Annotated in this window: 20 protein-coding genes; 12 read left to right on the forward strand and 8 right to left on the reverse strand. The window is 52.4% G+C overall.

Features of this window, described 5'->3' with window-relative positions; translation table 11 throughout:
- The first annotated feature begins 26 nt into the window (after positions 1 to 26).
- From BTA51_RS23235 to BTA51_RS23260, 6 genes are all read left to right on the forward strand, one after another.
- Positions 27 to 1,646 carry an AMP-binding protein gene (locus BTA51_RS23235; protein WP_094711483.1) on the forward strand — a complete coding sequence of 540 codons (1,620 nt, stop codon included), beginning with the start codon at positions 27 to 29 and terminating at the stop codon, positions 1,644 to 1,646.
- Positions 1,643 to 2,335 carry a TenA family transcriptional regulator gene (locus BTA51_RS23240; protein WP_094711484.1) on the forward strand — a complete coding sequence of 231 codons (693 nt, stop codon included), beginning with the start codon at positions 1,643 to 1,645 and terminating at the stop codon, positions 2,333 to 2,335. Before BTA51_RS23235 ends, BTA51_RS23240 begins: the two co-directional genes overlap by 4 nt.
- 3 nt (positions 2,336 to 2,338) lie before the next feature.
- Positions 2,339 to 3,139, forward strand: coding sequence for an SDR family oxidoreductase (locus BTA51_RS23245; RefSeq protein WP_094711485.1), 801 nt, complete (start codon positions 2,339 to 2,341; stop codon positions 3,137 to 3,139).
- 67 nt (positions 3,140 to 3,206) lie between these two features.
- Entirely contained in the window at positions 3,207 to 3,848 is a 642-nt protein-coding gene (locus BTA51_RS23250; protein WP_141215661.1) for a tetratricopeptide repeat protein, read from the forward strand.
- 9 nt (positions 3,849 to 3,857) lie between these two features.
- Positions 3,858 to 4,520: a response regulator transcription factor gene (locus BTA51_RS23255; RefSeq protein WP_094711486.1), complete on the forward strand. Its 663-nt coding sequence runs from the start codon at positions 3,858 to 3,860 to the stop codon at positions 4,518 to 4,520.
- Complete coding sequence (locus BTA51_RS23260) at positions 4,517 to 6,031, forward strand: ATP-binding protein (RefSeq protein ID WP_094711487.1); 1,515 nt, start codon at positions 4,517 to 4,519, stop codon at positions 6,029 to 6,031. Before BTA51_RS23255 ends, BTA51_RS23260 begins: the two co-directional genes overlap by 4 nt.
- A gap of 133 nt (positions 6,032 to 6,164) precedes the next feature.
- On the opposite strand, the gene BTA51_RS23265 is transcribed toward BTA51_RS23260, so the two are convergent.
- On the reverse strand, positions 6,165 to 8,099 hold the full coding sequence (locus BTA51_RS23265) for a methyl-accepting chemotaxis protein (RefSeq protein ID WP_168188273.1): 1,935 nt from the start codon (positions 8,097 to 8,099) through the stop codon (positions 6,165 to 6,167).
- A gap of 301 nt (positions 8,100 to 8,400) precedes the next feature.
- Positions 8,401 to 9,378 carry an NADPH:quinone oxidoreductase family protein gene (locus BTA51_RS23270; RefSeq protein ID WP_094711489.1) on the reverse strand — a complete coding sequence of 326 codons (978 nt, stop codon included), beginning with the start codon at positions 9,376 to 9,378 and terminating at the stop codon, positions 8,401 to 8,403.
- 662 nt (positions 9,379 to 10,040) lie between these two features.
- Between BTA51_RS23270 and pdsR the strand changes: the two genes are divergently transcribed.
- Complete coding sequence (gene pdsR / locus BTA51_RS23275) at positions 10,041 to 10,739, forward strand: proteobacterial dedicated sortase system response regulator (protein ID WP_094711524.1); 699 nt, start codon at positions 10,041 to 10,043, stop codon at positions 10,737 to 10,739.
- Positions 10,740 to 10,744: 5 nt separating this feature from the next.
- The gene (locus tag BTA51_RS23280; RefSeq protein ID WP_094711490.1) at positions 10,745 to 12,721 is read left to right on the forward strand and encodes an ATP-binding protein; all 1,977 of its coding nucleotides are present in this window, start codon (positions 10,745 to 10,747) and stop codon (positions 12,719 to 12,721) included.
- 6 nt (positions 12,722 to 12,727) lie between these two features.
- Here the strand turns inward: BTA51_RS23280 and BTA51_RS23285 are convergent, their stop codons facing one another.
- Together BTA51_RS23285 and mtnA are read right to left on the reverse strand one after the other, a co-directional pair.
- The gene (locus BTA51_RS23285) at positions 12,728 to 13,486 is read right to left on the reverse strand and encodes an ABC transporter substrate-binding protein (RefSeq protein ID WP_168188274.1); all 759 of its coding nucleotides are present in this window, start codon (positions 13,484 to 13,486) and stop codon (positions 12,728 to 12,730) included.
- A 113-nt stretch (positions 13,487 to 13,599) separates the two neighbouring features.
- On the reverse strand, positions 13,600 to 14,625 hold the full coding sequence (gene mtnA / locus BTA51_RS23290; protein ID WP_094711492.1) for an S-methyl-5-thioribose-1-phosphate isomerase: 1,026 nt from the start codon (positions 14,623 to 14,625) through the stop codon (positions 13,600 to 13,602).
- 283 nt (positions 14,626 to 14,908) lie between these two features.
- Here mtnA and BTA51_RS23295 point away from each other — a divergent pair, with 283 nt between their 5' ends.
- The 4 genes from BTA51_RS23295 to BTA51_RS23310 all read left to right on the forward strand — a co-directional run bounded on the left by BTA51_RS23295 (position 14,909) and on the right by BTA51_RS23310 (position 18,551).
- A complete protein-coding gene (locus BTA51_RS23295) occupies positions 14,909 to 16,231 on the forward strand; it encodes a TRZ/ATZ family hydrolase (RefSeq protein WP_094711493.1) in 1,323 nt (440 codons plus the stop codon).
- A gap of 96 nt (positions 16,232 to 16,327) precedes the next feature.
- Positions 16,328 to 17,032, forward strand: a complete 705-nt coding sequence (ubiG, locus tag BTA51_RS23300) for a bifunctional 2-polyprenyl-6-hydroxyphenol methylase/3-demethylubiquinol 3-O-methyltransferase UbiG (RefSeq protein ID WP_094711494.1) — start codon at positions 16,328 to 16,330, stop codon at positions 17,030 to 17,032.
- Between the two features lie 13 nt (positions 17,033 to 17,045).
- Positions 17,046 to 17,714 (forward strand): HAD family hydrolase, encoded by a 669-nt coding sequence (locus tag BTA51_RS23305; protein ID WP_094711495.1) that lies wholly within the window; start codon positions 17,046 to 17,048, stop codon positions 17,712 to 17,714.
- 81 nt (positions 17,715 to 17,795) lie between these two features.
- Complete coding sequence (locus BTA51_RS23310) at positions 17,796 to 18,551, forward strand: YciK family oxidoreductase (RefSeq protein WP_210404905.1); 756 nt, start codon at positions 17,796 to 17,798, stop codon at positions 18,549 to 18,551.
- Positions 18,552 to 18,660: 109 nt separating this feature from the next.
- On the opposite strand, the gene ccmI is transcribed toward BTA51_RS23310, so the two are convergent.
- From ccmI to BTA51_RS23330, 4 genes are all read right to left on the reverse strand, one after another.
- Positions 18,661 to 19,980, reverse strand: a complete 1,320-nt coding sequence (ccmI, locus tag BTA51_RS23315; protein WP_094711496.1) for a c-type cytochrome biogenesis protein CcmI — start codon at positions 19,978 to 19,980, stop codon at positions 18,661 to 18,663.
- 70 nt (positions 19,981 to 20,050) lie between these two features.
- The gene (locus BTA51_RS23320) at positions 20,051 to 20,539 is read right to left on the reverse strand and encodes a cytochrome c-type biogenesis protein CcmH (protein ID WP_371333223.1); all 489 of its coding nucleotides are present in this window, start codon (positions 20,537 to 20,539) and stop codon (positions 20,051 to 20,053) included.
- 14 nt (positions 20,540 to 20,553) lie between these two features.
- Entirely contained in the window at positions 20,554 to 21,093 is a 540-nt protein-coding gene (locus BTA51_RS23325; RefSeq protein ID WP_371333222.1) for a DsbE family thiol:disulfide interchange protein, read from the reverse strand.
- A complete protein-coding gene (locus tag BTA51_RS23330; protein ID WP_210404906.1) occupies positions 21,090 to 23,099 on the reverse strand; it encodes a heme lyase CcmF/NrfE family subunit in 2,010 nt (669 codons plus the stop codon). The genes BTA51_RS23325 and BTA51_RS23330 overlap by 4 nt, the downstream gene beginning before the upstream one ends.
- Positions 23,100 to 23,165: the final 66 nt, after the last annotated feature.

Raw genomic sequence — 23,165 nt, forward strand, 5'->3', positions numbered from 1 at the left:
CACTCAGGCAGCAGTAGATAAAGGACATGACAGAGATACTTACCAGCATCGCCACCTGGGCAGAGCAGCAGCCACAGGCTATCGCCCTGGAGAATCATGAAATCTCCATCACTTACCGGGATTTGTGGTCCCGGATTGAGTATCTGTCCCGGCAGTTCAGAGACCAAAACGTTTCCATCCTGGCTCTGGCAGGCGATAACCATCCTGAATGGATCTGCGTGGATCTGGCCGCGCTTCATGCAGGCGTCACCCTGATTCCGATCCCAACCTTCTTCAGTCAGCAACAGGTAGAACACATACTCCGGGATGCAGCGGTAGACCATCTGGCATTTATGGCGTCGCCGATAACGGATCGGGCGCCTGCAGAATTCGTTTCAAATGATCAGCAAAGCACGGTATTTCTGGGCGGAGACGTCTTCCTGAGAGCGCTCGCCAATACCCCACCACAACCTGGCTCCAGAATGGCTGACGTTGCCAAAATCACCTACACCTCCGGCTCGACCGGTCAGCCCAAGGGAGTTTGCCTGTCTTCACAGACGCTCGATGCGGTCAGCAAGGCACTCACTGGCGCGATTCAGATCTCCGATGCTTTCACCCATCTGTGCACCCTGCCATTGGCCACCTTACTGGAGAACGTCGCTGGCGTTTACTGCACACTGATGAAGGGACAACGTTGTGTCATACCTTCATTGCATGAACTTGGTTTTCAAGGCTCCAGCAGACTGGACGCGGCCACCTGGGTCGGTCAGTTGCAACACTGGCAACCCGCAACATTAATTCTGACTCCCGAGCTGTTAAAGCTGTTGGTATTGTCCTGTATGCGCCTTAACTGGCGACCGGATCATTTTCAATTCATTGCCGTCGGTGGCGGCAAAGTATCTCGGGAAATGCTGGAGCAAGCGCAAAGTATCGGTTTACCGGTTTTCGAAGGCTATGGATTGTCGGAATGCGCCTCCGTGGTGGCAGTCAATACTTCCCGGCACCACCGCCCCGGAAGTGTCGGTAAACCCCTGCCCCATGTTTCCGTAACATTGGCTGACGACGGTGAAATCCTGGTATCCGGTAATGCCTACAGCGGCTACCTGAATGATACGGTTTTGCCTCATCAGGCTATTAAATGTTCTACAAAAGAGGTAATTGAATGCTCTGCAAAAGAGGTGATTGAAAGCTCCTCATCAGAGCCGAATACCGTAACTCAGATTGTTCACACCGGTGACTTTGGTCGTTTCGATGAAGACGGGTATCTCTATGTGCTGGGGCGTAAAAAGAACCTCATTATCAACGCCTACGGACGCAACATTAATCCTGAATGGATAGAAAGCGAGTTGACCGGCGTCCCCCAGATTCTTCAGGCAGCTGTGTTTGGAGAGGGAGAACCGGGACTGGCTGCGCTGATCACGCCAGCCCCTGAGGTCAGTTTCACTCAGATCAATGAGCTGATGGAACGGATAAACCAGGATTTACCGGACTATGCCCGGATAGTTCAATGGTCCATCAACCAGATTCCTTTTACTCCGCACAACGGTCAGCTGACAGAAAACGGCCGACTGAAGCGGACGGTGATCGCCAATGCCTATCAGGACACCCTTGATCAACTGTTTAAAGCGATTCAATCAGATAAATACCTTAATGGAGCCCTATCATGACAGCAGTGAAGGAACTTACGAGCCAACCCAAATACCAGACATTCTATGACCGGCTGCAGGCTGAAACTGTCGTAGAGCGCAACAAGCTGCTGAGCAGCCCCATTATCCAGGATGCACTGCAGGGCAATATTACCCTTACCCAATATCAGGCCTTTCTGACCCAGGCTTATCATCACGTCAAGCATACGCTCCCCCTGCTGATGTCCTGTGGCGGCAGATTGGGCGGTGAATATGAGTGGTTGCGGGAGGCTGTCGCCGAATATATCGAAGAGGAAACCGGCCATCAGGAATGGATACTCAGCGACATTGCCGCGACCGGTGCCGACGCGGAAGCCGTGCGCCATGGCCGCCCCCACCCTGACACTGAAGTTATGGTGGCCTATGCCTACCACTGTATCGACCGACAGAACCCGATAATGTTCTTCGGTATGGTCCATGTCCTGGAAGGCACCAGCGTCACCACCGCCACCCAGGCCGGGGAGATCATCCAGCGTACTCTGGGGCTTCCCAACCAGGCCTTCAGTTATCTGTACTCACACGGCAGCTTGGATCAGGAACACATTCGCTTTTTCGAAAACCTGATGGTCCGGGTCTCCGACGAAAATGACCAGGCAGATATTATTCACGCCAGCAAAATGTTCTATGAGTTGTATGGCCGGGTGTTCCGTTCACTCCCCAGAGAGGTGTAAATCATGGATCTTGCCAAACTGACCGTATTGATCACCGGTGCGACTGGGGGAATTGGCCAGGCTCTGGCCCTGCAACTGGCAAGCCGGGGAACCTATCTGGTGCTGACCGGACGCGATTCTCAAGCCCTGACCGAGCTGCAAGCCAAAGTCACCGGAAAAGGAGGTCGATGCCGTACTGTCGCGGCTGATCTGAATTCAGAGGACGGACGCCAACAGGTACTACAGTGTTGTCTGGAAACCCCTATGGTCAACGCTCTGGTGAATAGCGCCGGTACGAACAGTTTCGTCTCCTTCTCCGAGCAGACTCCGGAGCAGATAGAATCGCTGATGCAGACGAACCTGATCAGCCCGATGTTACTGACCCGCATGCTGTTGCCATTATTACTGAAGCAACCCGACTCCACCCTGATTACCATTGGATCCACCTTCGGCTCCATCGGCTATCCGGGGTATTCCACCTATTGTGCCAGCAAGTTCGGACTCCGGGGCTTCCACGAAGCCTTGCAGCGAGAGTTGGCAGATACATCTGTACGCACTGTTTATGTTGCCCCACGGGCCACCCAGACCGGCATCAACTCTGAAAAGGTCGTCGCCATGAATAAAGAACTGGGTAACCAGATGGACAGCCCGGACTGGGTAGCACAACAGGTCGTACAAGCCATGCAGACAAACCGGCGCAGCGCCTACCTGGGCTGGCCTGAAAAACTGTTTGTCCGCCTGAATGCGCTATTCCCGGGACTCGTTACCGGGGCCATCGTCAAGCAGCTTCCGGTGATCAAAAAATACCTGCTGCAGTCATCCTGAAATCAACCACCGAAAAATGCCAAATCTCCTGTGGCCACACTTATCACGATCTAGAGAGGTATCTACAATGAAACGTCAACATATTTCCGTACTGGCCGGTATGGTACTCGGCGCCATGACAGGATTGACCCAGGCAGAGGTTGTTCCTGATGATGTTAAATCACTCTATATGGACTGGGCTCACATTCGTTATGAGTTACCGTCAGACCAGCAAAAGAAAGGTTACGAAGAACTGAAAAACCGGGCCGACCAGGTCGCAGATTCTCACCCAGATAATGCCACCGCCTGGATCTGGCGAGGCATTATTGCCAGCACCTATGCAGGCGCCAAGGGAGGCCTGAGTGCACTGTCTCTGGTCAAAGAGGCCAGGTCCTCACTGGAGCATGCGTTGGAAATTGATGCTTCCGCATTTAACGGTGCGGCCTACACCAGTCTTGGCGCTCTTTATTATCAGGTTCCCGGCTGGCCGATCAGTTTTGGGGATGACGACAAGGCCCGTGACCTATTACAAAAAGGATTGGAACTCAATCCGCAGGGAATCGATGCTAATTTCTTCTACGGCGACTTTCTTGCAGACCAGGGGGACGATAAGATGGCACGTGAATATCTGAACAAAGCATTGAATGCGGCCCCAAGACCCGACCGCCCGGTGGCTGATGCCGGTCGCAGGGAAGAGATCTATGCGGTCCTGAATAAACTGAAAAAATAAGGGAATCATTTGAGAATATTACTGGTCGAAGACGATGAGCTGCTGGCCGATGGCATCAAGACTTCACTATCTCTTAAGTCAAATGCCGTGGATTGGGTGGAGTCCGGAGAGGCAGCTCTGCATGCCGTCCAGGTCAGTATGTTCGATATCATCATCCTGGATCTTGGGCTACCCGGTATTGACGGGCTGACAGTGCTGCGAAAACTGCGGTCGGACGGTAATCAGACACCGGTCCTGATACTCAGCGCCCGCGACCAGATCCAGGACAGGGTCAAAGGGTTGGATTCCGGTGCAGATGATTATCTGCTGAAACCTTTTGATGTGAGTGAACTACAGGCCCGACTCCGGGCCTTGACCCGGCGTTCAAGCGGTCATCGTCATCCGGATATCAATATCAACGATATCCGGATCCTGCCGTCTTCCTATCAAGTATTCAAAGGCGATGATGAAATCAAGTTGTCACGCCGCGAGTACGCGATCCTGCATGAGCTTGCCAGTCATCGGGGACGAGTCCTGTCCAGAGAACAATTGGAGGATCTGATCTACGGCTGGTCCGATGAGGTCTCCAGCAATACCATGGAAGTCCACATCCATAACCTGCGCAAAAAGCTCGGCAGTCAACTGATTAAAACGGTTCGCGGCCTGGGTTATACCATCGAGTTTTCTGCATGAAAATCCGCGTTTCTTCCATCAAGCGGTTTCTGCTGATCAGCATTTCCGCACTCATTATCATCAGTGGTTTGATTACCCTGGTAACCAACTATGCCGAGACCCACGAGCAGGTAGAGGAGCTTTTTGATGCGGAGCTGGCGCAAATGTCCCGGCTCCTTCAAAGCATTCTGGCCAACCAGTTGAAGAGCACTCATCTCAATGCCCTCAAACAGGCACTGGTGTACGAGGACTACGAAGACAGCAAGGAAATGGAGAGTGACGAGGAACACTACCAGGAATACAACGAACTGGGCCATAAGTACGAAAAAAAGCTCGCTTTTCAAGTCTGGCACGAGAATGGGCAGATTCTGATTCATACCCAATCTGCCAAAGAATATGAATACAAAAGAATGCCCGCAGGTTTCCATGACCTGAAGGTTGGGGACTCTGCCTGGCGCACCTTTACCCTGCACGATCCACAACTGAGACTGTGGATACAGGTAGCACAGCGGGCTGACGTGCGCAGCGAACTCACCCAGCAAATCGCACTGCAGTCCCTCTGGCCGTCACTCGCCCTGATCGTGCTTTTGGTGTTTGGCATCAGTTGGGTCGTCACACGGGGATTACTTCCCCTGGGCGAAGTATCATCAGAGCTGAAGCAGCGGAGTGCCGACAATCTGTCAACCCTTCCCCACGATCACTATCCCGAAGAACTTCGTAGCCTGGTGTCTGCCCTTAACGATCTTTTCACCCGGCTGCAAAAAGCCATGGAGCGCGAACGTCGTTTCACTGCAGATGCAGCCCATGAACTTCGCACCCCGCTTGCTGCCACCAAAGTACACCTGGAAAACGCCACCACTGCGTTAAAGTCCCTGGAGGATTCCACGAAGGAAACCGTCGAAAACAACGACAGCAATAGAGACAGCGAAAGAGAAAAAGAAAAAGAAAAAGAAAAAGAAAAAGAAAGTAACTCCTCACTCTATCGACGGGTTGCCGGTGACAGCATTGATAAAGCCCTGACAGGCCTGCAACGCCTGATTCACATGGTCGAACAATTGTTACAGCTCAGCCGCCTTGACCAGGAAAATGCCATTCTTGAGAAAAAGCCGGTTCAATGGGGAGATCTGGTCAATGAGGAAATTGCCGCCGTCGAAGACTATGCCAAGGAAAAAGGGATCGACATTGCAGTCACCGACAACGCATCTTCTCCTATAGAAGGCAATCCGGGGATGCTGCGTATCCTGCTTCGCAACCTGCTGGATAACGCGATACGGTATTCTCCTTCCGGTTCCCAAATCACAATCGTTCTGCGCCAGCACCAACTGATAATAGAAGATCAGGGGCCTGGAATACCCTCAGAATTAAGGGAACAAATGTTCGAACGCTTTTTCCGCGGGAAGGCGACCCGGGAATCCGGCAGTGGACTGGGCCTTTCCATCAGCCTCCAGATCGCCGAACTCCACGGTGCCACATTAACCATGTCGGATGCCGAAAACGGCCCACATGGATTGCGTATGTGCCTGGACTATTAAACCTGGATACCAGGGTTAATAGTCCTGTTTCCTGACTAGCTATTGAGTAGCTGAAAGTTATTGAGTGTCTGACGGTTATTGCGTACATGAAAGGTTATCGAGTGCCTGAGCCGTTACAGCCAGGCACTCCTGACTAGGCAGTCTTGAAATTGGCCATCAATCTGGTCAGGGTTTCAGACAACGCTGCCAGCTCAGAACATAAATCACGCACCCGGTTGGCAGAATCAAATGTTTCGGAGCTGATGGTTTCCACTTCGACCACATGCTTGGTGATATCTTCGACCACATGGCTCTGTTCTTCAGTTGCTGTCGCGACCTGAAAGTTGATATCGCTGATCTGTTCCACCGCCACAAAAATATCCTGCAACACCGAACCGGTCTTGTTGACACTTTCCACACTCTTTTCAGTGTTTTGCCTGCCGCGGGCTATGGCGTCCACCGCTTTGCCTGCGCCGTTTTGCAAAGCATCAATCATTTCAGCTATTTCATCCGTGGACTCGGCGGTGCGCTTGGCCAATCCACGAACTTCATCCGCCACCACGGCAAATCCCCTACCAGCCTCACCTGCTCTGGCTGCTTCTATCGCAGCGTTTAATGCCAACAGATTGGTCTGCTCCGAAATTCCACGAATCACGTTCAGTATGCCACCAATTTTTTCCGCCTGATCGCCCAGATCATTGACGACCTGACTGGTACTCTCCATTTCGTTTGCCAATGTCTGGATCATACCGATGGTTTCACGCACGGCAGACTGTCCCTGGGAGGACTTATCCTTGGCTTCCACTGCAGCACCGGAGGCCGTGTTGGCGTTGGATGCAATTTCCTGCACCGTAGACCCCATTTCCGTAATCGCGGAGGCCACACTTTCAATACTGGCTTTCTGATTTTCTATGGAGGCAGCACTCTCGCCCGATATGCCTTGCACCTGATTCGTGACCATCATGAGCTGTTCAGCTTGTTGCGACACCTCTGAAATAATACCGCACAGTTTGTCTTCAAAGGCATTGAAGCTCTCACAGAGCACTCCTAACTCATCCTGACTGGAGACCGCCAGTTTCGTGGTGAGATCTCCACCGCCTCGGGAAATTTCATTCAGCAGCCGGGAAGTTGCCCGGATCGGCTGGGAAATGGCCTTGGCCGTCAGCATGGCAAGCAGAATAAACACGACAGCGATGACACAAGCCACCAGAATACTTTTCACCAGGGCATCATTAATCGCCCCGTAGAGTTCAGCTCTGGGAACCACGGCAATGACCCGATAACCAAACGTCGGCACCACATAAGAAGCCGCCACAAACTCCGAACCGTCTTCAACAAATCGGGTGACGTTAAACTGAGCACTTGCGGCCAGCTCTCCGGCAACTGAACCCACACCCGGCAATGATCCCAAGGATTCCCCGGTCATGGACTTATCCGGATGAATCAGAACATTGCCGCGGTTATCAACGACAAAGACATAACCGGTCTGCTCTATTTGAAATTCACTGATCAGCGTCGTCAGCTCGTCGACATTAAGTCCCAACCCCGCCGCACCAACAGTCCTGCCGCCCTGCTTAACAGCATAATTGACGAATAAGGTCAGCGGCCCACTGCCCTCAAAATAATCAAGGTTGATATCGTAAGTCAGCCCGCTTCTGAGAAACCCGTAGAACCACTGATCCGAAGCGTTACCAGAGTTCATTTCCTTCAATACTCCGTCCTGGGTGTAATATTTTCCGGAAACATCAGATACGTAAAACACCACATCAGCTTTGGTTGAGGTCTTCATCTGGCGAAAAAATTCAATCGCCTGGGATTGATCGGATTCAGGCTCACCGGATTTGATCCATCCCTGCAGGTAGGCATTTTCCGCCACCAGTTGAGAACTTTTAACCGGCTGCAGCAACAGCCCCTCGATCTTATTGCTGATTCCACCCAGGCTGCTGGGCAGGACCTTGGTCTCCAACCGTTCTTCGATCAGACTTCGCGAGTTTCGGTCGTTTAACCAGGTCAGCAGACCCAGTGAGATGACCAGTGCGGCCACAATAATGGCGGTGATTTTTTGCTGGATACTGATTTTCGACCACATTAATAATTGCCTCATCCCGGACAGAGAAAGTTAGACATACCAATCTGGTGACCAATCCGTTACTGGAACGGGGAACAGATCTGACTACATAAAAAATAGACGATATTTAGGAGGGTAACAGGATTTTCTGTCACTATTGTCAAGATTTGTCGTAAAACGGTAATGATTCATGGGGCGAATGGTGTGTGGTGTGACGGGGATGCATCTTCCCTGTAGGGGCGAACCTATGTGTTCGCCCGGCTCTTCGGCGTGGAATTCAGGGCAGACACGCAGGTCTCCCCCTACATAGGAGAAGGGAAGGTCAGCAGATCTTCACGACCGCTTTCCCGGTCAGCTTGCGGCCGGCCATATCGGCAATGGCCTGTCCGGCTTCCTCAAATGCATAAATTTTATTGACCTTCGGTTGGATTTTGCCTTCCTTGATCCATGCCATCATCTGTTGAAAATTTGCCAGGTTATCGTGAGGTTGGCGCTGGGTGAATGCACCCCAGAAAACGCCAACAATTTCACAGCCTTTCAACAGCGTCAGGTTCGCCGGAAGTTTCGGGATATCACCAGCAGCAAAACCGATGATCAGGTGACGTCCACACCAGGCCATTGAGCGTAATGCCAATTCACTTAATTCACCACCAACGGGGTCGTAGACGACATCCACTCCCTGACCTTTGGTTAATTGTTTCAAAGCATCTTTGAGATTTGTCTCAGAATAATTTATCAGCTCATCGGCTCCCGCTTCTTTGGCGATTGCCAACTTCTCTGCAGAACTGGCCGCTGCAATGACGGTCGCACCCATAGCCTTGCCTAGTTCTACCGCAGCAAGTCCAACACCTCCGCCAGCACCAAGGACCAGCAGAGTTTCGCCGGCCTGCAACCGTCCGCGCTGTTTTAACGCGTGCATAGAGGTTCCGTAGGTCATGACAAAGCCTGCGGCATTTTCCAGCTCTATGCCCTCAGGCACCGGTATCAGGTTACTTTCAGCTACCGCCACTTTTTCGGCGAAACCACCCCAGCCGGTCAATCCCATCACCCGGTCACCAGGTTTGAAGTTCTTAACCTTGTCACCTGTCTGGGACACAACTCCGGCGATTTCACCACCAGGGCTGAACGGCATGGGTGGCTGAAATTGGTATTTTCCCTGGATGATCAGGGTATCCGGAAAATTCACTCCAGCCGCCTTCACCTCAACCAGGCAACTGTTGCCTCCCACTTTAGGATCAGCCGTCTCTTCAATCACCAGAGATTCAGGCGGTCCATATTCTTTACATAGCAGTGCACGCATTCAGAATTCCTCGTCGTTTGTATTCTTGTCTTAACGGTGACGTTCCGTCTTGTGGTTATTCTAGTCGCCAATGAGAGGAGAACAGAAAGTTCATTGGCATCAGGTAGGTCAATTGAGGACTATCCGGCGGGTGATATACAGATGGAGATCAGACAAAAAAAAGGCCCGGTCTGCCACTTCTGCATCCGGGCCCCAATCGGGGAGGGTATAGAAAGGAAAAATAAGAGAGGAAACTAAAGTGCACGTTCAACGAGAAAAACCAGGTGCTGAGCGCCGATAAAAGTCAACAACGCCACTGTTGCCAACAGAGTCTGTGGTTTGAGTGGTCTCACCTTTACGTCAGTCATGAGTTGCTCCTGTTGAGTGTTTTCTCGTTTATGATGCTCTCATCCAAGGATGCGGTTTTTTTGACCAGAAACCGTCAAAGCAGCGGGAAAAAATGGCAAATTATGGCAATAGGACCCGCCTGTCTTGAGGATATTCGCCGCCCCATGCTCTAATACGCCCAGATCGATTTGTACTGTCCGATCGTTGAGTATGTATCGGCTGCGCAATAGCTGATTGCGTAAGAACCGATTGCGTAAGAACCGATTGCGTATGAACCGATTACGTAATAACCGATTGTGCATGAGCCGGTCATCATTGAGAAAAACGAGGAAACCATGTCCAGACGTATTGCCCTGGTGGAAGATGAGCCACTGATTCGCAGTAATTACAGCGAAGCCCTGAAGAAGCATGGTTTCCAGGTTGAGGCATATGCTGACCGTAAATCTGCACTGGAGCGCTTTAATGTCCAGCTGCCGGATCTGGTCATTATCGACGTGGGCCTGGGATCAGAAATAGAGGGTGGCTTTGAGCTTTGCCGCGAAGTCCGGGCCAAGTCCGCAGAAGTACCCATCATTTTTCTGACCGCCAGAGACAGCGAGCTGGACCAGATTTCCGGCCTGCGCCTGGGGGCTGACGACTACCTGACCAAAGACATCAGCCTCCCCTATCTGATCACCCGCATTGTCGCCCTGTTCCGCCGCCTGGATGTTATGCAGGCACAGCAGAATCGTCCGGACGAGCTCATCACCCGCGGCAAGCTGGTACTGAACCTGGATCGCATGCATGCAACCTGGAGCGAGCAGCCACTTAATCTGACCGTGACAGAATTCTGGATTGTTCACGCGCTCGCCCGCCACCCTGGTCATGTCAAAAACCGTGATCAGTTGATGGACGCAGCCAACACCGTGCTCGACAACAGCACTGTGACCTCCCATATCAAACGCATCCGTAAAAAATTCCAGGCGCTGGATCAGGAATTCGATTGTATTCAGACCGCCTATGGCATGGGTTATCGCTGGCACCTGGTTGAGTAATACCGGTGACCTTACGTAAACAACTGATCGTCATTGGGGTATTGCTGTTCACTCTGCCGCTGGCGGTCATTCGCTTTGCCATGCAGCTGGAAGAGACCCTGCGGGAATCGCAGAAAAACGCCCATCTGGAATTGACCCGTTACATCGTCGATATCCTGCAGCCAATCTGGGAGCAGGATGTTTCATCGTCGCCGGACGCCCTGTTACTCGAGTCTATCGATCGTCCAATCATCCTTGATGGTTACAGTGAGGACTGGTCCCAAATCCCCTGGTCCCAGATTCCCCCGGCCACCCAATCTGCAGGCAATGAACCCGTTACAGCTTTCAAGCTCGCCAGCCGCGGACAACGGCTATATCTTTTGCTGAAGCTACCGGATGAATCCATTGGCTACCGCCAACCCGGAGCCGCCGGTCAGTTATACGACCAGATTCGCCTGACATTACATTTTCCCGACAACAGCACTCTGGAGCATTTGATCTTCGCCGAAGGCCCTGGTCAGATACGGGCAGATAACAGCTTGAATGCCGGCCTGCTGTTTGGCGTGTGGCAGGAAATTCCTGAAGGAAGTCTGTTGGAACTCAGCCTTCCCCTGCCCTCCGGCGCCCATTCGATATCCGTGGAATGGGAGGACGTTGACAGAACCAGTGGATATGTTTTCTCGCGGACACTGCGTCCGGTGATCGGTTCTGCCAATAATCCGGCTGAACTGGTATATCTGTCCGACAAGCTGATCAAACTGACCAAGTCCCTGACACCGGAAGATTCCCGCTTGCGTCTGCTGACCGCAGACCGAAACCTTCTGCTGGAAGTCGACCGTGACCTGAACCGTGATTTGCCACAAAACACCGAGCTATGGAAAAGTCTGGTGCGCAGGGTTTTGCAGTTCCTGGTGGATTCACCGGAACAAAGCATTTCTCCCAGAAGCGAATCCGATACCAGTCCCCGCTCCCATTGGGAAAACCCGGGCCAGACCGAACTTGCGAGCATCAATACGCTTTATCCCCTGAAGACTTCAGACGGCAAACTGACCGGCTGGCTTAGCCTGGAGAAACGCACTCCCAGAGTGGCGGCGGTGGCCAATGACGCCCTTTTCAGTGTCATCAGTGGGGTCTTCGCTTTGATCATTATCGTTGTCACCGGTCTCCTGGGATATGCGAGCTGGCTGTCCTGGCGGATCAGGACATTGAAGGACGACATCGTACAAAGCCTTGATCCGGAAAATCGGTTCCGTTATGAACTGCACCCTTCCCGCCTGAATGATGAGGTGGGGGATCTGTCGCGCAACTTTGCTCTTATGATGTCCAGGCTGAAAGGCTATTCCGACTACATGGAAACCTTCGCCAGCAAGCTGACCCATGAATGCAGGACGCCATTGGCAATTGTCACCTCCTCATTGCAGCTGGCTGAGCAGGCTGACAGCGAAGAGGAACGACGGGAATACCTGAACCGGGCCAATACCGGAGCCAGGCGCATCAGCAAGCTGCTGACGGCCATGCGTCAAGCATCACAACTGGAAGCCATTATCCAGACTCAGGAAAAACAGGAATTCAATATCACGGCGATGTTGAATGATCTTCACCAGGGCTATTCGGAAGTCGTTTACCCTTGCCGGCTGGAAGCGAAACTGCCGGAACAACAGATAACTCTTAACGCCAGCCCTGATTTGCTGGCCCAGGCCATCGATAAGCTGATCGAAAATGCCCGTGATTTCACTCCCGAAGGAGGAATTATCAGTCTAGGGCTGGTGAGAGAAACGCGAGGCTGGCTACTGTTTGTCGAGAATGAAGGTCCGGCCATTCCGGAAGATAAAATACAGAGTTTGTTTGAACCCTTTATCAGCGAGCGTCAATCAGGGGACGACGAACTGCATTTGGGACTGGGGCTGGTAATTGTACGGCTGGTGGCAGAATATCATGGAGGTAGTGCGCTGGCGCAGAATCTGGAAGGCAAGGTTCGTTTCGGCATCAGAATCCCGGATTAGGATGCCTTAGTAAACTCCTCCCAGCATGTCGTCGTAATAGCGATCAATGGTCCCGTCAGCTTTCATTTTCTCGAGCGCCTGATTAAACAGATCAATCAGCCGGACCGACTCCGGCTTGTCCCGGATCATCAGCAGAGTGGCCTCTGCCGTTCGCAGGGGCTTATCCTGGGTGGTCACCAGATTGGCGATGCCTCGATCAAATTCCTTGTTCAAGATGCGCCAGCCGGTGACTTCCTCACAGGGAAAAACATCGATTCGTCCTCTGACCAGTTTTCGAAAGTTCACCAGATCAGAAGATGTTTCTTCCACCTGCAAAATCTTGCCTTTTGCCATATCCCAGAACTCCTGGGTATAGCTGTATCCGATAGTGGCACCAAATACCCTGTCCTTGAGATCCTCGAGGGAGTTCCAGGACGGCAGTTTTGTCTGTTTCAGGTGAAAGAAGACTTCTCTTTGCACAAAGATCGTATCTGACAACAGATATTGGGTTTCATATTCCGGTCTTCGGAACCAGAAGGAAGAGGCATCAAACCGGCCGGATTCGGTATCTGCGCGCGCCCTGACCCAGGGGACAAATACGAAATCAACCGTAAACCCCTGCCGCCGAAATGCTTCGGCAACAATCCGGTTAACAAGCCCAAAATGTTCTGAGCTTTCTGTGGTCCAGGGAGCATATTCACCTGTACCGATGCGTATGGTGTCGGCCTGGACAGACGCCTGAGCCAAAAGACCCGAAACCAGCAACACCAACAAAGTCTTCACCACCAAAACCTCCACACCGGAATTGCCGTCTGGGAGTTACTGCCCAGGAGTAACCTGATAATTTGTTCCGGGAATCACCTTTAAGTTTAGCAGTATTCAGATTTTGGTCAGTATCCTTATTTCAAAGCCGCCATGGAATCCAGATCCGGCGACAGTACCACGCCCCTTTCTGTTACGATGGCGTCAATCAGATGTGCAGGTGTCACATCAAAAACAGGGTTGAAGGCACGCGCCCCCGTTGGTGCAATATTGATGCCCTGGAGGCTCTTCAACTCATCCTCATCACGCTCCTCGATCGGAATAAGATCCCCACTGGTCAAGCTGAAATCGATAGTACTGGAGGGAGCTGCCACCATGAATTTAACCCCATGCTGTCTGGCCAGAACCGCCAGACTGTAGGTGCCGATTTTATTCGCCACATCTCCGTTGGCGGTGATTCTGTCAGCCCCGACAATGACCCAGGTAGCCCCACAGGTCTTCATCACATGAGCAGCTGCACTGTCAGCGATCAGATGCACGGGAATATCATCCTGACAGAGTTCCCAGGCAGTCAGCCGGGCTCCCTGTAACCAGGGACGTGTTTCATCGGCAAACACCTTCTCCACCAGACCTCTTTTGTACGCCGAGCGAATAACTCCCAAAGCGGTACCGTAGCCGCCGGTTGCCAGGCTACCGGTATTACAGTGAGTCAGAACATTACCGCGGCCGGATTTTTCAATCAGGTCAGCTCCCAGCTCTCCCATATGCAGATTGGCCTGCAAATCTTCTTCATGAATAGCCACAGCTTCACGCTCCAAGGCTTCAGCATCGACCTGACCGAGTTCAAGGAGACACCTTTTCATCCTGTCCAATGCCCAAAACAGGTTAACCGCTGTAGGTCTGGATTCAGCCAGAACCTTGAAGTCAGCCTCAAGAACTTTTGGATCTTCTCCTTGCTGCTTGCGGGCAGCCAACACCACACCATATGCAGCAGAAATCCCTATCGCAGGAGCTCCTCGCACGACCATGGCACGGATAGCATCCGCCACTTCTCCGGCATCCCGGCAGGTAACATAGGATTCCTGGGCGGGAAGAATCCGCTGGTCCAGAAGAACAAGTTCATGATGGTTCCAGCTGATCGGTGTAACGGAAGAGTCGGTCATGGAATATCTCGATAGTCAGTGCCTGCCTGAACAGAGGCTGAGGACAGGTTTAAAGGAAAAATGAAAGACAAGGATTATACGATTACTCCGCCGGTACGATCCATCGACAAAAAGATTTAAGTCGATAAAAGGCTTTGAAAAAATGCGGGCTTTAGCCGGCCATACGCTGGCCAGCTTCCTACAAATGCCACAATCCTGTAACAGAGTGAAAGGTCAACCTACTTATCCCCTCTCATTCTGAGTATACTTTGCCCTTTCAAGGACTTGTCACAGGAAAAGAGTTGTGTCGCAAAACGTAGATCTGATTATTACCGCTCGCTGGATCGTTCCCATTCGCCCAGCCAACCTTATTTTGGAAAACAGCTCCGTTGTCATCAATGGGGGCCGTATCCTTGATATTGGCGATACTGACGATTTAATGCAGCGATACAGTGGCAAGGAACACGTTAGTCTGCCCGAGCACGTGCTGATGCCCGGGATGATCAATGCCCACGGGCACGCTGCCATGACCCTGTTCAGAGGAATGGCTGACGACCTTCCATTGATGGAATGGCTGAACAATCATATATGGCCGGCTGAAGCTAAATACGTCGATGAAGATTTTGTTCGGGACGGGGTTTCCCTGGCCATCGTCGAAATGATCAGAAGTGGTACCACCACCTTCAGTGATCAATACTTCTTCCCTGCCAGCGCTGCAGCCGCCGCGGTTGATGCCGGCATGCGCTGCCAGTTGGTTTTCCCGATTCTTGATTTCCCTTCATCCTGGGCAAGCCACGCGGAAGACTACATTCATAAAGGTGTGAAGCTCTTCGATGAGTATAAACACAGCGATCTGGTACAGATCGGTTTTGGCCCCCACGCCCCTTACACGGTGTCTGATGAACCGTTGAAACAAGTTGTCACCCTGGCCAATCAGCTTGAAGCCCCAATTCAGATCCATTTGCACGAGACCGCTTTCGAGGTTAACGACGCACTGGAAAAAACCGGCAAACGTCCCACCGAAAGAATGTATGAGCTCGGTATCCTGGGCCCTAACACCCAATGTGTCCATATGACCCAAATCAACGACCGGGACATTGAACTTCTTCAGGAGACCGGCGCTCATATTGTCCACTGTCCGGAATCCAACCTGAAGCTGGCCAGCGGATTCTGTCCGATCGCCAAACTGACAGCCGCCGGTATTAACGTCGCTCTTGGGACCGATGGAGCGGCAAGTAACAATGACCTGGATCTGCTGGGCGAAATGCAGACTGCCGCTCAAACAGCCAAGGCTGTGGCTGAAGATGCCGCCGCAATCAGTGCGTTTACCGCCCTGGAGATGGCCACCATCAATGGCGCCAAGGCGCTGGGCAAAGAGAGCGATATTGGCTCCCTGGAAGCCGGCAAATGGGCAGACATGATTGCCATCGATATGAGTGCGCTGGAGTTACAACCGATATACCACATTACTTCTCACCTGGCTTACGCGGTGAAGTCACAGCATGTCACCCATTCCTGGATTGCAGGTAAGGCACGGATGGCTGATCGCCAGATGGTGGGAATCGATACCGCCAGGATCGCTAAACTGGTTGCTGAATGGCAGCGTAAATTAGTCAGTACCAGTTAATTCATCCAAACACAGTCGCCGCGTCTGATCATCAGAGCGTGGCGGCTCCGAACATTCTGTACAACACGGCTGACCGCCGGACACATGAGAGCAACTATGAGCGCAGTAGATAACGTTGATCTGGCTGAGATCAAGAAATTTGAGGACCTGGCACATCGCTGGTGGGATCCGGAAAGTGAGTTCAAGCCTCTGCATGAAATCAACCCCCTACGCTTGAACTACATCGATCAGAAGGCAGCCTTACCCGGCAAGCTTGCGTTGGATGTAGGATGTGGCGGCGGACTGCTGAGCGAAGGTATGGCCCGGCGGGGAGCCCATGTGACCGGAATTGATATGGGCGAAGAGCCTCTATCCGTCGCCCGGTTGCACGGCCTTGAGTCCGGCGTCAAAGTGGATTACAGGAAAACAACGATTGAAGATCTGGCCGCGGAACAGACCGAGCAGTACGACGTTGTCACCTGCCTTGAAATGCTGGAGCACGTCCCCGACCCGGCTTCGGTAATCCAGGCCTGTGCCAAGGCAGCCAAACCCGGCGCTAACCTGTTTTTTTCCACCATCAACCGTAATCCGAAGTCCTATCTGTTTGCTATCGTCGGCGCCGAGTATGTGCTCAAGATGCTTCCCAAAGGGACCCATGACTGGAAGAAATTTATCAAGCCCAGTGAAATGGCAAGAATGCTCCGTACAGCAGGACTGGAACTGCAGGATACCATTGGGATGACATACAATCCGATCACCAAGGAGTACCGTCTGGGCCAGGATGTAGACGTCAACTACCTGATCCACGCCATCAAGCCCTGAAAGGACCTAGTGAATGATCCCAACCGGTAGTCCGCCAAAAGGAATCCTGTTTGATCTGGATGGAACCCTGATAGATACGGCTCCTGATTTTCATCGGGTGCTGAACTCCCATCGTCGCCGGCACGGGCTTGATGATCTACCTTACCCGCTGGTCAGGCAGGCGGTGTCTGAGGGAGCCAGAGCATTGGTCAAGCTGGGGTTTGATATTACGGAAGAACACCCCGAGTTCGAACCTTTAAGACAAGAGTTCCTGCAGTTATATCTCGACAATATTTGTGTCGATAGCTGCCTGTTTCCCGGTTTTTCCCCGTTATTGGATCAGCTTGAGAAAATGGGCATCGCCTGGGGAATTGTGACCAACAAACCCCGGCTTTACAGCGAGGCTTTGCTCGCTGCACTTGGTCTGTCATCGGTTGCAGTACTGGTCTGCCCTGATGATGTAGCCAAAACCAAGCCGGACCCGGAACCTCTGCTGAAGGCAGCATCGCAGCTGGGCCTTCCCGCTTCCTCATTCTGGTATATCGGCGACCACTACCGAGATATTCTGGCGGGACGTAACGCCGGTATGAAGACGGTGGCTGCAGCTTACGGCTACATTCCTCAAAATGATGCCATCGAGAACTGGGAAGCGGATTACATTATCCACCAGGCTCAAGACTTGGCATCACTGCTTATGGCATGATTGCCCTAGTGATTCGTGTGTGGCCATGCGAAGCGAATCAGCATGGTCGCCAAACCCAACGACCAATAAAGAAACGCTGACATGATGTATCCCTACGAAGCCCCGGAACAGCTATTAAAAGGACGGGTAATTCTCGTAACAGGCGCAGGTGCCGGTATCGGACGGGCCGCCGCAATTACCTTTGCCAATTTTGGTGCTACGGTTATCCTGAGCGGCAGAACCACCAAAAAGCTGGAAGATGTTTATGACACCATCGAAGAGTCCGGCGGACCCCAACCAGCAATTTTTCCGGTGAATTTTGAAGGGGCTGTCGCCAAGGATTACGATGATCTGGCCCAAGCCATTGACGATGAATTCGGCCGCCTGGACGGTCTGTTGCATAACGCGTCAATTCTCGGCCACAGAACCCCGATTGAACACTATGATCCCGACTCCTGGGCACAGGTGATGCAGGTAAACGCTCATGCGCCTTTCTTGCTGACCCGCTCCCTGCTACCCGTGATTCGTAAGTCAGAAGATGCTTCCATTGCTTTTACATCCTCCAGTGTCGGTCGCAAGGGGCGTGCCTACTGGGGCGCTTATGCAGTATCAAAATTCGCGACAGAAGGCCTGATGCAAGTGCTGGCAGACGAGCTCGATGATGAAGAGCATTTGATCCGCGTAAATTCCATCAACCCTGGAGCAACCCGTACGCATATGCGGGCAATGGCTTATCCGGCGGAAGATCCCAAGAAGAACCCTCTGCCGGAAGAGATCATGAATGTCTACCTGTACCTGATGGGCAAAGACAGCATGGGCGTCACCGGGCAGGCATTTGACGCTCAGGTGAAGGAATAGCTAAACCTGAATATTTGCCACCTCCCGAGGCGGTGATTTATCAGTCCCCAAAAAAAGGCCGCGCACCACTAAGTGCCCGGCCTTTTTTATTACCTTTGCTTCCCAGATCTTAGGGAATCAGGCGGTCAATTTTTATCTGCACAGGTTGATCCTGCCCTCTCACCTGAACCGGCCCGACCAGTCCCTCCATGTCACCGCTCTGAGGTTTGGGTGTACCTGCTTTGGAAATTCTGGCAACAATCTCAACCTGTTCTACGGACGACAACTTCGCCATCGGTCCCATGGACATAGAATCATCCAAGGTCAGCGTTAAAGGGAGATCCTGCACTCTTACCCGTGTAACAGCAACCGGCATCCGACCTCCATTGGCAGGCCTTGCCAGGATATAAACCACGTCTCCGGCGTCCGCATGACTGCTGACTTCTTCTGCCAGCGAAACACTAACCTGTAGTTTCACCGGCTCGCCAGCAGGACTTCCCTTTTCAGGCTGTTGATCCTGTCCAGACAGCTGGCCCAGTTCAGACTGTTGTGCAGCCGCAAGCGCCTGGGCCCGATTGATTCCATTCTGGATGGCCTTCGCGTTCGGATCATTGGGATTATTATCGAGTATCGCCTGCCAATAGCGCGCAGCATCGGTATACAGGCCTTTTTGAAATGCCGCTACTCCCAGAATACTCAGCGCGTTGGACTCACCAGGGTCTGCCGCCAGGGCTTTACGTACGGCGGATTCCACTCCCGGAGTCATGGCCTGATTGGCAAAGTATATTGCCTGTGCAAGCAACCCATAGCCTACCGCCGGGTTTTGCTTCTCCATTTCCAGCAACGCTGCAACCTGCGAAAAAGCGTCCGCGGCATTCTTATACTTTTCCATGGCCATATAGGAACGCCCAAGCAGCACCCAACCCTCAATATGCTCAGGTTCTTCTTTCAGCCGCTGTTCCAGACGATTCAGAATCGCCGGCATGTTGTCGCCTTCCTGGGCCAGGAGGTAACGGGTTTCCTCCATCCAATGCGCCTGATTCAAACCTTTATAGTCACCCAACAGGTAATAAAGCGTCAGAGCCAATGCCGGGAGACCAATAAACCCAAGTGCCATCAATACACCGGTAGCAGAGGTTCGTTTTGAGGTGGCCGCTTTTTCCTTTGCCGGCACGTCATTCAGGAGACCTTTCTCCAACTCATCGCGAAGCTCTGCATATTCAGCTTCATCAATACGCCCGTCTTCCAGATCAGTTTCCAGCTCCGCCAGCCGATCCTGAAAAATGGCCAGATTGTACTGTTTTTGGCCACGACCCTTGTCTTGGTGACGATCCTGCTTACCGTCCTTTGTCGCGGTGGATTCTTGATTCAGCATTCTACGCAAAGGCAACACGATCATGGCAATTGCCATGATCGTCAGGAGTCCAAGTGCCAACCAGAAAAAAAGCATAATTCAGAGAGTTCTCAGTAATCTTTGATAAGTGCAGACGGGTACAGATTCAGACGCCATTTACACCAGTTCAGGGTTTATCGGTTTTGTCGGACAAGTGCTCCGCTTCATCCAGGAGTTGCCGTAATCGGTTTCGCTCGTCCTCACTCAATCCGTCATTTTCCTGACTGACCTTGTTCTTGCGCCCCAGAATCAGGACAACAATGATGCCCAATATCACCAGCACCGCAGGACCAACCCAGAGGATCATGGTACGGCCGCTCATTCGGGGACGGTAAAGGACAAAGTCGCCATATCGTTCCACCATGAAGTCCACAATTTCCTTATCGGAATGCCCCTCCACCACCATACGATGCACTTCACGGCGCAAATCCTGGGCAATAGGGGCATTGGAATCGGCAATATTCTGATTCTGGCACTTTGGACAACGCAGCTCCCAGGTTAAGTCCTGATAGCGTTCTCGGGACTCTTCATCAGGGAACTGGTACACATCAATCGCAGCGGAAGTCCCTGCCCACAGGGTGAGCAGGACAGTAAAGAAAGTAAGGATCGACACCACACTGGGCTTGCGCTTCATGAGGAGGCTCCTGGTGTCTGCAACAGAGGCTCCAGAATTTCCTTCCAGACCTTTTCATTGACCACTCCCACGTGGCGATACCGAATAATTCCGTTGGCATCGATCACATAGGTTTCCGGTGCACCATAAACCCCAAGATCCAGACCCAGCTTTCCTTCCGCATCAAAAAGGACAAAGGCGTATGGGTTATCCAGCTTGTCCAGCCATTCCAGCGCGGCATCGCGATCATCCTTGTAATTCAGACCAACCAGCTTCACACCGTTTTCCCTGGCCAGTTTAAGCAGATATGGGTGCTCGACACGGCACGACGGACACCAGGTTGCCCATACATTCAACAGCATGGGCTTACCTTTGAGGTCATTCTGGGTCAGAAAGCGTTGCGTATCATGTAAATCCGGCAATGCGAACTCAGGCATCGGCTTGTCTTTTCGTGCCAATTCAAGTGCCGAAGGATCGTGACCGATCATCTGCTGAAACAACAGAAACATCGCGACTATTACCACCAATGGGATAAATAGCAGCACACGCCTCATCATTCCGCACCTCCAACGGCTGCCCCGGTGACCGAATCAACCGTAGCAGACACTTCCTTTTGGTCTCGCACTTTTGCCTTGCGAAGAACTCTGTAGCGTCGATCCGCTACCGCCAGAATACCTCCCCAGGCCATCAATATGGCTCCCAGCCACAACCAGCGCACAAATGGTTTGTATTGCACCCTCACCGCCCATGCCTGCTCGCCTACCGGTTCCCCCAGGGAAACGTATAAATCGCGCAGCAACCCTGGATCGATTCCCGCCTCAGTCATGACATTGCCGGTGACAACGTAACGGCGTTTTTCCGGGTGCAGAGTGGACACCAGATCACCGTCCGTATCCAGAATCTGGATTTCCGCACGGTCGCCGACATAGTTGGGGCCTTGCTTATGGCCGACAGAAACAAACTTGAACTGATAACCGGCAACTTCTGACACAGAACCCGGCTCCATACGAACGTCTTTTTCCACTGTGTAGTGAGACACAAGGGAGGCACCGATAATCGTGACTGCCAGCCCGAGATGTCCCAGTACCATGCCTTTGAAGCTCCGCGAAGTCTTCAGCCAGCCCTTCCAGCGGCCGTTACGGGAGGCACTTTTCGTCCAAACATCCAGTAATGTCGCGGCAATTAGCCAGATGGAAATAAACATCCCGACCACGACCATCCATTCAAAAGCGCCCATAAGCCAGGGGACTATCAGGGCAATTGGAAGACTGACAACCGCCAGAGGGGGGATTTTCTTAAGCAAAGTACCTGCGGGGGTGTCCTTCCAATGGCTGTATATGCCTACCCCCATAATCAATACCAGAATAGGCGCCAGGAAACCGAACATCAGATTGAAATAGGGTGCGCCTACAGAGACCTCATAGCCCGCAAACTCTGCGATCAGAGGGAAGAGCGTGCCGCCTAGGACTGTCAGCGTTGCCACCACCAGCAAAATGTTGTTCAGCAGGAGAAAAATTTCCCTGGACCTTTCACTGAACCCGATCCGGCTTTTCACCACGGGTGCCCTGAGTGCATACAGCAACAGTGACCCACCAATAGTGACAGCAAGCAGACCGAGCACAAAACGCCCACGCTCCGGATCAGAAGCAAAAGCATGTACAGACGTCAGAATTCCTGAACGAACCAGGAAGGTTCCCAGAAGACTGAGAGAAAACGTAAAGATGGCCAGTAGCACCGTCCAGCTTTTAAACACTCCGCGCTTCTCGGTGACAGCCAGGGAATGCATTAATGCGGTGCCGGCCAGCCATGGCATCAGCGAGGCATTTTCCACCGGATCCCAAAACCACCAGCCGCCCCAGCCAAGTTCGTAATAAGCCCACCAGCTTCCCAGTGCAATGCCAATTGTCTGGAAGGACCAGGCAACCGTCGTCCAGGGACGCGACCATCTGGCCCATGCGGCATCCAGGCGCCCCCCCAAGAGAGCCGCCACTGCAAACGCGAAAGCCACGGAAAAGCCCACATACCCCATATACAGCATGGGAGGATGCACAATCAGGCCAAAGTCCTGCAGCAGAGGATTGAGGTCGGCACCATCCTGTGGTGATGAGGGAAGATATCGCAAGAATGGGTTGGAGGTGACCAGGATGAACAGCATGAAACCGATATTAACCAGCCCCATCACACCAAGCACACGAGCCACCATATCCAGCGGCAAAGACTTGCTGAATTTAGCCACTGCGGCAGTCCAGCCGGTGAGAATCAATGCCCATAACAATAGTGAGCCTTCATGCCCACCCCAAACGGCACTGAGTTTGTAATACCAGGGCAACAGGCTGTTAGAATTGCCTGCCACATAGCGCACACTGAAATCGTCCATCAGGAAGTTTGCGCCAAGGGCACAAAAAGCTCCCAGCACCAGAATGAACTGAGCACCGGCCAGAGGACGCGACAATCGCATCCATACCCTATCTCCGATCCAGGCACCGATCAGTGGGATAACCGACAGCAGAACGGCAAAACAAAATCCTAGAATCAGCGCGTAGTGACCAAGTTCAGCAATCATCAAAGACCTTTATATCGTTATCCATTTTGGTTCCGTCCTGTCATGCCGCATTGCCACCTGCCGGGC

The organism is Hahella sp. CCB-MM4, from assembly GCF_002260525.1.
Taxonomy (GTDB): domain Bacteria; phylum Pseudomonadota; class Gammaproteobacteria; order Pseudomonadales; family Oleiphilaceae; genus Hahella.

Excerpts from the sequence above, each read along its gene's own strand:
- BTA51_RS23235 (WP_094711483.1), top strand. The coding sequence starts at position 27 with ATGACAGAGATACTTACCAGCATCGCCACCTGGGCAGAGCAGCAGCCA.
- BTA51_RS23240 (WP_094711484.1), top strand. The coding sequence starts at position 1,643 with ATGACAGCAGTGAAGGAACTTACGAGCCAACCCAAATACCAGACATTC.
- BTA51_RS23265 (WP_168188273.1), bottom strand. The coding sequence starts at position 8,099 with ATGTGGTCGAAAATCAGTATCCAGCAAAAAATCACCGCCATTATTGTG.
- ubiG (WP_094711494.1), top strand. The coding sequence starts at position 16,328 with ATGAGCGCAGTAGATAACGTTGATCTGGCTGAGATCAAGAAATTTGAG.
- BTA51_RS23245 (WP_094711485.1), top strand. The coding sequence starts at position 2,339 with ATGGATCTTGCCAAACTGACCGTATTGATCACCGGTGCGACTGGGGGA.
- BTA51_RS23250 (WP_141215661.1), top strand. The coding sequence starts at position 3,207 with ATGAAACGTCAACATATTTCCGTACTGGCCGGTATGGTACTCGGCGCC.
- BTA51_RS23325 (WP_371333222.1), bottom strand. The coding sequence starts at position 21,093 with ATGATGAGGCGTGTGCTGCTATTTATCCCATTGGTGGTAATAGTCGCG.
- BTA51_RS23260 (WP_094711487.1), top strand. The coding sequence starts at position 4,517 with ATGAAAATCCGCGTTTCTTCCATCAAGCGGTTTCTGCTGATCAGCATT.
- BTA51_RS23310 (WP_210404905.1), top strand. The coding sequence starts at position 17,796 with ATGATGTATCCCTACGAAGCCCCGGAACAGCTATTAAAAGGACGGGTA.
- BTA51_RS23305 (WP_094711495.1), top strand. The coding sequence starts at position 17,046 with ATGATCCCAACCGGTAGTCCGCCAAAAGGAATCCTGTTTGATCTGGAT.
- mtnA (WP_094711492.1), bottom strand. The coding sequence starts at position 14,625 with ATGACCGACTCTTCCGTTACACCGATCAGCTGGAACCATCATGAACTT.
- BTA51_RS23330 (WP_210404906.1), bottom strand. The coding sequence starts at position 23,099 with ATGATTGCTGAACTTGGTCACTACGCGCTGATTCTAGGATTTTGTTTT.
- BTA51_RS23270 (WP_094711489.1), bottom strand. The coding sequence starts at position 9,378 with ATGCGTGCACTGCTATGTAAAGAATATGGACCGCCTGAATCTCTGGTG.
- ccmI (WP_094711496.1), bottom strand. The coding sequence starts at position 19,980 with ATGCTTTTTTTCTGGTTGGCACTTGGACTCCTGACGATCATGGCAATT.
- pdsR (WP_094711524.1), top strand. The coding sequence starts at position 10,041 with ATGTCCAGACGTATTGCCCTGGTGGAAGATGAGCCACTGATTCGCAGT.